10 protein-coding genes are annotated in these 10719 nt (G+C 63.8%); 5 read left to right on the top strand and 5 right to left on the bottom strand.

The features are described from left to right. Positions 1-287, top strand: a 287-nt coding sequence (locus ACT4OC_RS32445) for a hypothetical protein (protein WP_444843154.1), incomplete at its 5' end; no start/stop codon positions are given. A gap of 80 nt (positions 288-367) precedes the next feature. On the opposite strand, the gene ACT4OC_RS32440 is transcribed toward ACT4OC_RS32445, so the two are convergent. The 3 genes from ACT4OC_RS32440 to ACT4OC_RS32430 form a co-directional block, all read right to left on the bottom strand. Beyond that, a complete protein-coding gene (locus ACT4OC_RS32440; RefSeq protein WP_444843153.1) occupies positions 368-1102 on the bottom strand; it encodes a hypothetical protein in 735 nt (244 codons plus the stop codon). Between the two features lie 25 nt (positions 1103-1127). Continuing rightward, a complete protein-coding gene (locus ACT4OC_RS32435; protein WP_444843152.1) occupies positions 1128-2603 on the bottom strand; it encodes a hypothetical protein in 1476 nt (491 codons plus the stop codon). An 820-nt stretch (positions 2604-3423) separates the two neighbouring features. Beyond that, entirely contained in the window at positions 3424-3711 is a 288-nt protein-coding gene (locus ACT4OC_RS32430) for a hypothetical protein (RefSeq protein WP_444843151.1), read from the bottom strand. A 105-nt stretch (positions 3712-3816) separates the two neighbouring features. Between ACT4OC_RS32430 and ACT4OC_RS32425 the strand changes: the two genes are divergently transcribed. The 3 genes from ACT4OC_RS32425 to ACT4OC_RS32415 all read left to right on the top strand — a co-directional run bounded on the left by ACT4OC_RS32425 (position 3817) and on the right by ACT4OC_RS32415 (position 7678). Beyond that, positions 3817-5211 (top strand): CoA transferase, encoded by a 1395-nt coding sequence (locus tag ACT4OC_RS32425; RefSeq protein WP_444843150.1) that lies wholly within the window; start codon positions 3817-3819, stop codon positions 5209-5211. A 154-nt stretch (positions 5212-5365) separates the two neighbouring features. Further along, positions 5366-6775 (top strand): hypothetical protein, encoded by a 1410-nt coding sequence (locus ACT4OC_RS32420; RefSeq protein ID WP_444843149.1) that lies wholly within the window; start codon positions 5366-5368, stop codon positions 6773-6775. Between the two features lie 15 nt (positions 6776-6790). Then, on the top strand, positions 6791-7678 hold the full coding sequence (locus ACT4OC_RS32415) for a hypothetical protein (protein ID WP_444843148.1): 888 nt from the start codon (positions 6791-6793) through the stop codon (positions 7676-7678). 43 nt (positions 7679-7721) lie between these two features. Here the strand turns inward: ACT4OC_RS32415 and ACT4OC_RS32410 are convergent, their stop codons facing one another. Next, positions 7722-8435 (bottom strand): 3-keto-5-aminohexanoate cleavage protein, encoded by a 714-nt coding sequence (locus tag ACT4OC_RS32410; protein WP_444843147.1) that lies wholly within the window; start codon positions 8433-8435, stop codon positions 7722-7724. Positions 8436-8536: 101 nt separating this feature from the next. Between ACT4OC_RS32410 and ACT4OC_RS32405 the strand changes: the two genes are divergently transcribed. Continuing rightward, positions 8537-10132 carry an FAD-binding oxidoreductase gene (locus ACT4OC_RS32405; protein WP_444843146.1) on the top strand — a complete coding sequence of 532 codons (1596 nt, stop codon included), beginning with the start codon at positions 8537-8539 and terminating at the stop codon, positions 10130-10132. Positions 10133-10303: 171 nt separating this feature from the next. Here the strand turns inward: ACT4OC_RS32405 and ACT4OC_RS32400 are convergent, their stop codons facing one another. Beyond that, positions 10304-10615 (bottom strand): hypothetical protein, encoded by a 312-nt coding sequence (locus ACT4OC_RS32400; RefSeq protein ID WP_444843145.1) that lies wholly within the window; start codon positions 10613-10615, stop codon positions 10304-10306. Positions 10616-10719: the final 104 nt, after the last annotated feature.

Here is a 10719-nt window from a genome sequence, read left to right as displayed (position 1 = left end):
AGCAATACCGCAAGGAGGTGATGGGCGCCCGCCTGATCCTGGTCGAGGGCTACATCCAGAGCAGTCCCGAGGAAGTGACGCATCTCGTGGCGCAACGCCTCACCGACCGCTCGCACGATCTGATCGGCCTTGCCAACGACGCCCTCTCGCGCACCGCGTTGCCCAACGGCCCGGCCTTGGTCGAGCCGCTGCACGACGACCGCCGCCAGCATCCGGACAACCCCGCGCAGAAAATCCGCCACCCCCGCAACGTCCGCATCCTGCCGGCCTCGCGGGATTTTCACTAAATGTGAAGATCGTTGTCGTGGAGTGCAATGCGCGTTTCTCGCGCCAGATCGATTCAGCAGCGCGCTCGCTTGGTCCAAAGTCAATTCGCCTTGAGATTGGGGACTCGCGTCCAGTACTGATGATACTCGTCGCCAATTGCGTAGATGGTTTGATCCGACTTGAGGTCCAATATCATATCCTCCTTCAGATCCCGGCTGCGGAATTTCCAACCGCTCGGTAGCTTCAGCTTTTCGCCAAGACTGGCCAGCGTATCGGCCGGAAATTTTTCCTCGTGCGCCTGCAGGACGTAGACGTTGCGGTCGGGGTCGACAAGCTCGTAAACGGGCTTGCCCTTGGCGTACACCATTCTCTGGGTCTTCTTCGGGTTGAAGACGTTGTAGGGCTTTGAGCCCGTCGCGGCTTCCAGCGCCGTGAGCAGCGGCAGGCGGGCTACCCACCGCGCATCAATCCCGCCGAACGATGCCTTGCTTCCGAACGACACCGTTTGCGAGTCCATCATCCAGAAATGGGGTCCGTTCTTTTCGACCTTGAGCGCCTTGAATTGCCGGCGGAGCTTGGCCGTGTCGAGCGCATTCCACAGTTGGGCCGGGCAGTCGCTGACCCCGGTCGTATTGTAGACCTCGATGCCTCTAGCCTTCACGACAAGAATTTCGCAAAACCGCATATCGCGCGTCTTATCAACCGTATCCGGTTTGAGGACTCCCTCTGCCTGCGCCAGGGAGACGGCGCCGAACAGCAAAACACACGCTGCCATCGCGCCCGCTTTCGAGGAATGCGCCGCCGATGAGGGCCGGTGACTGGGATATCGTTTCATAATTTCCCCCGATGCTGATAATCGTCTATTTCAGCGGCCCCTCGGCCTCGAACTCAGCCTTCGTGGTGTAGTAGCCGCGCGGATAGTACGGCCCCATGACGGCAGCTTCCGTGCCGGGCTTGGTGACCTTCGCCGGGCTAAACTCCCAACCTTTCTGCGGGACCATGAAGCGCATGAGCAACATGCCCCAGTCCTTACGGTTGCGCGGATCGCTCAGGCCCTCGCCGGGGCCCCAGTCGATCCATGCGATGCCGTTTTCGTTCGTCGCGTTCTTTGGCCGATCCTCCGGACGACTGACGACGATCGTGTAATAGCCTTCCTTGTCTAGGGGCACCTGCATGTCGAAGACGCCATCCCACAGTTCGCCCGAAGGTGCGGAGGCGACCGTCACCACCGACCAGTAGGCAACCTGGCCCTCGGTCATTGTCCCGACACCCGCAAAGGTGTCCGGGAAAGTCGGCAGCTTGGCCCGAAAAACGTAGATGGGGCCGAACTGCCGAGAGAGATAGTTGACCATGTACTCGGTGGTGGGATCGCCACCACCCTCCATCTCGGTCGCGACCGTGATCTTCGCCCGGTCCTCGGGTTTCATGAACGCACCGGCGACCGTGTACTTCATGCCCCAGAACAGTTCGAACTGGGGATCGCGGCGAGCGGGCGCCGTCGCGGGCGTTAGCGCAGGGTCGTTGTCCTTTGCATCGATCAATTTGTACCATTGATCCACACTGAGCGGCGGAGGCGCCGAGCCCATCGGCCGGCCCCATTGCTTGACGACTTGTTCACCCGAGAGCTGAGTCCCGTCGGGGAGTATGCCCTGATAGGTGATGCCAGGACCGTCAAGGGAGGGCGTGTCCGAAGGACCCCAACCCGCGCCATCATATCCCATGTCCGAAACATAGATGCGGAAACCGGCCTGTACTACTTTTTCGTCCCTGCCGGCATAAATCGTATTCCTCGGACGGTCGACTGCGTTTGCCGGCGGGTCTTCGGCGAGCACCCGGAGCGTGAAATTGCGATTGGGCACCAGACGGTCCGCGCCGATCTTGTATGGATTGGCTGAGCCGGCGTCGGGTTCAATATCGTAGCCCGCGAGTGATGCGCCGGGGATGGCGACGAAGGTGTTGCGTTCAAACTTGTACAGGTTGAACTTGAAATAGCGCGCGTACGGATATCTTCCCCGGAGGGTAAGTGAGCTTCCAGCGGGCATCGCGAGCTGCCCGAAAAAATATGTTGGCCGCTGATCGGGCCATAGGTTGGGATTCTGATAGGGCTTGGGGTCAGGCAGAAGATTCCAGTAGGCCCAGCCACGCGGGCCCTGGAATAGGCCATTCTGGTTGTAACGTTCGTCGGTACGGATGACCGCTCCCAACGGAACGTCACCATATCGATTGACGCTCTTCGCTGTAGCACGTCGCTCGAGTGAAAAGGTGTCTTCGGCATCGGCCGAAACGCTGGTCATGAAAAACGCGGTGGTGAAAAGCACAAACAATCGCGCGCCCATCTTTACCTCCGTAAAGTTTACGAGGTCGGGACAAGGAAAGGATGCGGTTCGAAGCATATTCCCGTACTGAGACCTATATCAAGGGCTTCTGGTTCTGGCCCCTGACCCCAAAATATCAAAAATCAGAAAAATTGATCTTGATGCTTACGTAAATCAGAATTAGATTGCATCCCAGCCCGTGCCGCCATGAGGGACGTTCGCGCGATCGTCACCGAGCGTGGCGCGGGTTGCGATGGACGCTTGCCGCGTCAGGCGCTTTCTGCGCCCGACGAAACGCGGCAGCGTACGGCGAAATCGTGTGGTCCTGGCGCCGCGACCCTGGCGTCTATCCGGCCCGCCTGTGCGGGCCCGGCAACGGTGACAACAAAGGCCGCTCACCGGGGAGAGTACGTATAAGCCGTAAAGCCATTGCGTGGGGAAGGCCGGGATGCCTCGGCTGTACCTGTCAAACCCGTGTGCGTTCTTCCACTTTTTTGCACACGGTGCTGCGGGCGCAGCCAGCGCCCGGCCTTCCCTGCGCCCTCTTTCCAAAGAGGGAGCAACGAAGATGCAAACCTCAGGCGAAATCGCGCCGTGAGAATGAGAGCGCATGTCTCTCCACCGTCATTGCGAGCAAAGCGAAGCAATCCATCTATCCCCGCGGGGACAGATGGATTGCTTCGTCGCTTCGCTTCTCGCAATGACGACGTTGGCTGATCGCACAGAAGCTGTAGGGTGGGCAAAGCGTAAGCGTGCCCACCATCGCGAGCACGCTGGTAAAGGTGGGCACGGCGCAAGGGCGCCTTTGCCCACCCTACAAAACGGTCGCGCGAACCGCTTCTCACTCCACCGCGGCGCCCACCGGCGGGCCGCCGGGCGGGCGGTGCAGGAAGGTGATGGTGAAATACGCACCCAGCCACGATCCCAACCCCGCGAACGCCACGTAGATCCAGTTCTCGGTGTAGCTGATCACCGCATACGACGACAGCACGTACCAGATACTGCTCCAGGTCGCGGCCGGCACGCGCTTCTTGGCCACCACGGCCGCGGTGAACATGACGTAGACGGCGTCGGTGAGGGCGGTGGCGAGCAGCACGCCGCCCGCGGTGAGGGGATCGATGGCAGCCATTGCAACTCCTTCAGCGGTGGGACATCGTTCGAAGCCGTTAGAGCATGGCCGTGAGATGCGGGCACCTTTCTTCGAAGCAATCAAGCACAAGATCGAGTGATGGCAATGCAAAGTCCTCGCGAGATTCTCAGCGATGTCTGGACTTCCGCCGGCGGCGATCCCGCCGCGCTCGATGCGGTGACGCTATCAGGCGAAGAGCCGCAGCTGCCATCGTCATTCCGCATGGGCGCTGCCGCGCAAGTCAGCATCGCCGCGCCCGCTCTTGCCGCCGCCGAAATCTGGCGACTGCGCTCTGGCGAGGCGCAGGGCGTTGCCGTCGACATGCGCCATGCCACGGTGGAGTGTCGTTCCGAGCGATATCTGCGCGTTGCCGGCAAGCCGCCGCCGCCGGCGTGGGACGCCATCGCCGGAATCTACCGGACCGGCGATGACCGCTTCGTGCGGCTGCACACCAATTTTCCGCATCACCGCGCCGCCGTCTGCAAGGTGCTCGACTGCAAGGCCGAACGCGACGACGTGCAGAAGGCGCTGATGCGATGGGAGGCGGAAGCCTTCGAGACCGCGGCCCATGCCGCCGGCGGTGTCGTCGCGATGATGCGCTCCTGCGACGAATGGCAGGCAACGCCGCACGCCAAGGCGCTGGCGCAACTGCCGCTCATCGCCATCGAGAAGATTGGCGATGCCGCGCCAAAACCCTGGCCGAAAGGCGATCGCCCGCTCGCCGGCATCCGCGTGCTCGATCTGTCGCGCGTTATCGCCGGTCCCGTCGCAGGCCGCACGCTGGCCGCGCACGGCGCCGACGTGCTGCTGGTGTCCGGCCCCGAACTGCCTGATATCCCGTGGCTCTCCATCGACAATGGCCGCGGCAAGCTTTGCTGCTTCATCGAGCTGAAGAGCGAGGCCGGCCGTGCCGCTATGCGCGAGCTGCTGGCAGGGGCGGACATCCTCTCGCAAGGCTACCGGCCGCGCGCGCTCGCTTCCCTCGGCTTTGCGCCGGAGGACGCCGCCGCGCTCAACCCGGGCATCGTCTATGTGACGCTGTCGGCCTACGGCCATGCCGGGCCCTGGGCCGAGCGGCGCGGCTTCGACTCGCTGGTGCAGACGTCGACCGGCTTCAACCATGCCGAGGGCGTGGCGGCCGGCGTCGATGGGCCGAAGGAATTGCCGGCGCAGATGCTCGACCACGCCACCGGCTACTTCATGGCGTTCGGCGCCATGATGGCGAAGGCACGCCAGGCCCGCGAGGGCGGCAGCTGGCATGTACGGGTCTCGCTGGCGCAGACCGGCCGCTGGCTATGGAATCTCGGCCGGCTCGACGATGGGCTGAAAACCGAGGACCTGAAGGGCGAAAGCATACGGTCCTTCATGGAAGAGCTGACGTCCGGCTACGGGCAACTAAGCTCGGTCAAGCCGTCCTCGATTCTTTCGAGGACACCAGCGTTCTGGGCCCGGCCTTCGCTTCCGCTCGGCAGTCATCCGCCGCAATGGCCGTCACGTTAGCCATGACGGATTTCCGACTCCGTGCCGTTGCGTTTGTTGCCGGCGGCGTTATTGGATTGGGCGTGTGCCCACAAATCCTGCCCACTTGGTTTGTGGTTGACGATCCCTCCCTGGCTCTCCTTGATTGGCCGACGAAAAACCGTGGGGATCAACCATGCGGATCGAGGAACGCCAGCCCACCGCCACCGCCGAGCAGGTTCTCGGCGAGATCCGGGAGTTCTGCCGCGCCACCCAGACCGCCGAGTCCACTTTCGGCCGCCTGGTGGTCAACGACGGCAAGCTGGTGTCGCGCCTGCGCGACGGGGCCAGAATCACCACCGGCACGCTCGACAAGGTGCGCGCCTATCTCACCTCGCACCGTCCCGATTTGCCTGTGGTCAACGGCTCGGCGCTGCCGCGCAGCGCAGGCAACGGCGCAGCGCCGGTGGCGGCGGCAGCGCCGCCCGGCTTCCGCTTCTTCGACAACCGGCAAAAATACCTGCTGTTCGTCTCCACTTGCAGCGAGAAGACCGAGATCGCCAACCGCGTCTCGCTCGAGCTCGCCGGCTTGCAGCCGGCGCCGCCGGCCCTGCGCATCTTCGATGCCGGCGTCGGCGACGGCACGGTGCTGTCGCGGGTGATGCGCTCCGTGCATGCGCGCTTCCCCACCATGCCGCTTTATGTCGTGGCCAAGGAGATTTCCTACGAGGACGTCCGCCTGATGCTGGAGAAGATGGCCGACCGCCTGTTCGAGCACCCGGCGACCGTGCTGGTCGTGACCAACCTTTACTACGGCGAAGCGCCGTGGCTGACGCCGCGCTCCGCCACCGCTGCGCAGGGATTGATATGGAAGGACGTCACGCTGTCCGGCAACACCGCCCACGGCTTTGCCGAGCAGATCGCCGGCCTCGAAGGCTTCCTCGCCGAGAACTGGCGAGCCGGCATCAGCCCGACCTCGGGCAACCCCGTCTACACACGGCCGATCGTGCTGACGATCCGGCGCGAGGATCATTCCTTTCTGCTCGATCCCATCATGCCGCGGCCAGGCCGGGTAATGGCCGATTACGACCTCGTCATTGCCTCGCAGCCTTACCGGGCGCGCGTCGGCGTCGAGTTCAAGGCCTCGAAGGTCATCACGCCGCTGGTGAAGTCGCTGCGGCCGGGCGGCCGGCTGATCGGCATCCATTCGCACGGCAAGGACCCCGGCATCGAGATCATCGAGCAGGTCTGGCCCGGCGACGATCCCTTCAAGACCGACCGCTACGCCATCCTGCGCCAGGTCAAGCACGAACTGGGCGGCATGGCGCGCCACTACAATTTCAACGCCTCTTCGGATGCGCGCTCGATCTTCCGCTATCGCATGCACACGCTGCCCGACGAGGTGAGCGGTCCGATCGGCACCTCGACCCTGTTCGCGGCCTGGAATGCGGCGATCTACGTGGCGCAGATCGAGGACGACCGGCTCTCCGAAGTCGTGCGCGACGGCCGCTATCTCGAAGCCACCGACCGCGTGGTGCGCCAGCACGGCGGCCTCTGGTTCAACGACGAAACCTACGTGATCTCGCGGCGCCGTGCGCCGGTCTGATCCGGGAGCCCGACCATGAGCGCTCGTCTCTCCGGACTTCTCGCATCCGCTTCTGTCGAGGTTTCCTCCAGCGGAAGCCATCTCGGAGAGCTGGCCGATCATTTCCCTGCCGGCACCGACGTCTCCATCACCTTCCTGCCCGGCGACAATTACCGACACAATGTCGAGACCGCGGCCGCGCTGCGCCGCGCCGGCTTCGCTCCCGTGCTGCACATCGCCGCGCGCGAAATGCCCTCGCGCGAGGCTCTCAACGATTTTCTGGTGCGGGCCCGGCGCGAGGCCGACGTCAGACGCGTGGTGCTGATCGCAGGCGACGTCGCAGCGGCGAAGGGGCCGTTCAAATCGAGTCGCGATGGCGCCGCCAGCGGCCTGATCGAGGCGCACGGCATCAATGCGGTGAGCGTGGCCGGCTATCCCGAGGGACACCCGTATCTCGAGGGTGCGGACGCCTTCGCGGCGCTGTCGGCATGGCAGGATTGGGGAGGGCAGACCGGCGTTCGCGTCGATATCGTGACTCAGTTCTGCTTCGAGAGCGGGCCGATCCTGACATGGCTCGCGGAACTGCAAATGCGCGGCATCGGCCTTCCCGTCACCATCGGCCTGGCGGGACCGGCGACGCTGGCGACGCTGACGAAGTTCGGTTTGCGCTGCGGTATCGGCAATTCGATGCGCGCGTTGCGCGGGCACATCGGCCGCTTCGGCCGGTTGCTCACTGACAACGGTCCGGACGAGGTCGTGCGCGGCCTGCTGGCCGCGCCGCCGTCCGCGACCGCGGCGATCTCGGGCTTCCACCTGTTTCCGTTCGGCGGCTTGCGCAAGGCCGGCCTGTGGCTGCGCGATTTCGAGCACGAATTGCAGGCGGCGCCGCCAACGCCGCCGCGAAGCGCGGTTCAGAGTCCGTAGAGCCTACGCCGGGTTGTCGGCGAGAGAGCGAGAGAACGGCAGCTCATGCCGCCATCGCATGCGCCGCGCGGATCAATTCGGCATTGTTTTCGGCAACCGCGCCGGAGGGGAGGTGCTTGCCGTCCTCCAGCCCGATCCGCGTATCGAGACCATGCGCCAGCGCTTCGCGATAGAAGTCCCACATGGTGGCATCGAGCCCATGCAGCAGGCGCGGCAGGCCAATGCCGGCGCGATCGAGGAGAGCCAAGATTCCGCGACAGGCCGCCATTCCGGCGGACAGATCCTGCTCGTTGATCTCGATCAGCGCGCGCAGGCAGCGGCGCGCATCGGGATGGGCGACGAATTTTTCGGCATCGGCGACGGACCAGATGCCGGCTTCCACCCCGATGCCTTTCGACAGCGCGAGATCGATCACCTCGGCGGAATCCTCCTCGATCAGATTGATCGAGACGTAGTCGGGCAGGGCCTGCCACGCCGGGATGTGTTCCTGCCGCGCGCGTCCCTTGGGCGGAATCCACCAGCCGGTGGAGAGCCCGAGCGGCACGCCAGGCACGGCCGATCGCACGGCAGCGAGCGTGCGTGCGACATCGTCGGGGTGCAGGCTTTCCTTGCCGTCGCCGCCGCGGACATGCAGATGAATTTGCTGCGCGCCGGCAGCGATGACGGCTTTGGCGTCCGCGGCCAGTTCATCGGCCGACAGCGGGACGGCCGGATGAAAGTCGCGGGGCCGGCCGCCGTTGAGGCATGCTTGCAGCATGAGGGAATCTCCGCTTTTGCGCTTGTTTCGAACCGGACACGCGTGGATTTGACTAATGAGGCAAGCGCCGGGATGATCCGGTTCCCACCTGGAATCGATTTATGCAGAAATTTTCCTCGAAGTTCAAAGCGACCGTTTCGGCGGTCGCCGTGCTTGCCGTGCTGTTCGGCGTCTACGGCTTTCGCAAGCTGCAGGCACTGGCCGCCGATCCCGATGGCGAGAAGAATTGCCGCACCGCCAACAGCGAAGACCAGGGCAAGACCGATCTCGAGAAGATCAAGGCGATCGCGCCGCTGCAGGGCGTGAGATGGTCGCAGCTCGGCGGCGCCATCAATGACGCGAGCTGCCTCAACAAGACCGAGATCTACGGCATCGTCGAGGTGCGTAGCGTCGACGACATTGCGAAGACGCTGACCTTTGCGCGCGATAACAAGCTGTCGGTGACCACGGCCGGCGTTCGCCACAGCATGGGCGGGCAGGCGTTCCGAAAAGGCGGCATCGTGCTCGACATGCGGACCTTCAACCGCATCGTGCTGAACGAAGTCTCGCGCTCGGTGACGGTGCAGCCCGGCGCAACCTGGCACGACATCCAGAACGCGCTGCATCCGCGCTTTGCGGTACGCGCCATGCAGTCGACCGACATCTTCACCGTCGGCGGCTCGATCTCGGTCAACGCCCACGGCATGGACCACCAGGCAGGCGCACTGGCGAAATCGATCAAGTCGATGAAGGTGATGCTGGCGGATGGCTCGGTGAAGACGGCGTCACCGACCGAGAACAAGGAGCTGTTCGATCTCGTGGTCGGCGGCTATGGCCTGTTCGGCGTCATCGTCGAGGCCGAGCTCGATATCGCCGACAACCTCGTCTACCAAACCGGGCGTCGCGTGCTCGACTACAAGGAGTTTCCGGCGCTGTTCGCCGGCGAGATCGACAAGGACATGAAGGTCGGCCTGATGTACGGCCATCTGTCGACCGCGCCGAGCAGCTTTCTGAAGGAGATGCTGCTCTACACCTACACCACGGTCGATGGCGGCGACTTCAAGCGCCGGCCGCTCGGCGAAGTCTCCGGCGTCAAGCTGCGCCGGCTCACCGTCAATCTCTCCAAGCAGGGACCGCTGTTCCAGGAGATGAAGTGGTTCTCGGAAAAGCACATCGAGCACCGCATAGAGAACTGCACGGTGACGCGGGCGCAGGCGATCGGCTCGGCGGAAGCGTGCCTGGTCAACCGCAACGATCCGATGCACGATTCCGTGCCCTATTTGCGCAACGCGCTGCCGGACGATACCGATATCCTGCACGAATATTTCATTCCGCGCAGCCAGTTCGTCGCGTTCGTCGACGGCCTGCGCAGGATCATGATCGACAACAAAACCAATCTGCTCAACGCCTCGGTGCGCGTCGTGCACAGGGAAGAAAACTTCCTGACCTATTCGCCGGAGCCTGCCTTCTCGCTGGTGCTCTACATCAACCAGGCCACGGATGATGAGGGCAACCGGCAGATGAAGAGGACGACCGAGCAGCTGATCGACCTCACCATCGCGCACAAGGGCCGGTTCTTCCTGCCGTACCAGCTCTATTATTCGCGCGAGCAGTTGCAGCGGTCCTATCCGCAGATCGATGCGTTCTTCGCAGCGAAGCGGAAGTACGATCCGGATGGGCTGTTCACCAACACGTTCTATCAGAAGTACGGGGTGTGAGCGGTTAGCCACGCTCTCTCAACGGGTCGCCCCGGCGAAAGCCGGGGTCCATAACCACCGGATCGCGTTGTTAGAGCAAGCTGTGGCTCCATCGTGCTCAATAGCGAACGCCTGTGGTTATGGATCCCGGATCGCGCTCGCTGTGCTCGCTTGTCCGGGACGACAACGGGGTTACAACTTCGCCACCGTCCGCTTCGGCGGCAGGCCGCTGCAGCCGCCGGCCTGGTCGGCGTCGAGAACCAGCAGTGCGCCGGCCGCGTAGAGGCGGCCGACGAAGCCAGCTTCCTCCGAGCGGGCGATGGTGACGTAGTCATAGGCGACGAGGATGCGGCCCTTCGCCTTCACCACGGCCACGATCGCCTCGGCCTGCGGGCCGACGATGGCGATGGATTTTCCAGGGCCTGCGGCGAAGGCCATGCCGACCGCTAGCGCCAGCCAGCCGCAAACCACCAGCGCGACGGCGCCTGCGATCCGCAGCGGCATGCGCAGCCGTTCTCTAGTAGTCGTAGAAGTGCTCAATATTGGCACCCCGGGCCTTCAGCTCGCGATTGATGTCCACGAGACGGTCGATCCTAGCCTTCAGGCCG

The sequence above is a fragment of the Bradyrhizobium sp. genome, assembly GCF_052389815.1.
Lineage (GTDB): Bacteria > Pseudomonadota > Alphaproteobacteria > Rhizobiales > Xanthobacteraceae > Bradyrhizobium.
This window is presented reverse-complemented; position numbering and strand designations above follow the sequence as displayed.

Coding starts and splice junctions, on each gene's coding strand:
- ACT4OC_RS32425 (WP_444843150.1), top strand. CDS start 3,817: ATGCAAAGTCCTCGCGAGATTCTCAGCGATGTCTGGACTTCCGCCGGC.
- ACT4OC_RS32440 (WP_444843153.1), bottom strand. CDS start 1,102: ATGAAACGATATCCCAGTCACCGGCCCTCATCGGCGGCGCATTCCTCG.
- ACT4OC_RS32435 (WP_444843152.1), bottom strand. CDS start 2,603: ATGGGCGCGCGATTGTTTGTGCTTTTCACCACCGCGTTTTTCATGACC.
- ACT4OC_RS32410 (WP_444843147.1), bottom strand. CDS start 8,435: ATGCTGCAAGCATGCCTCAACGGCGGCCGGCCCCGCGACTTTCATCCG.
- ACT4OC_RS32415 (WP_444843148.1), top strand. CDS start 6,791: ATGAGCGCTCGTCTCTCCGGACTTCTCGCATCCGCTTCTGTCGAGGTT.
- ACT4OC_RS32405 (WP_444843146.1), top strand. CDS start 8,537: ATGCAGAAATTTTCCTCGAAGTTCAAAGCGACCGTTTCGGCGGTCGCC.
- ACT4OC_RS32430 (WP_444843151.1), bottom strand. CDS start 3,711: ATGGCTGCCATCGATCCCCTCACCGCGGGCGGCGTGCTGCTCGCCACC.
- ACT4OC_RS32400 (WP_444843145.1), bottom strand. CDS start 10,615: ATGCCGCTGCGGATCGCAGGCGCCGTCGCGCTGGTGGTTTGCGGCTGG.
- ACT4OC_RS32420 (WP_444843149.1), top strand. CDS start 5,366: ATGCGGATCGAGGAACGCCAGCCCACCGCCACCGCCGAGCAGGTTCTC.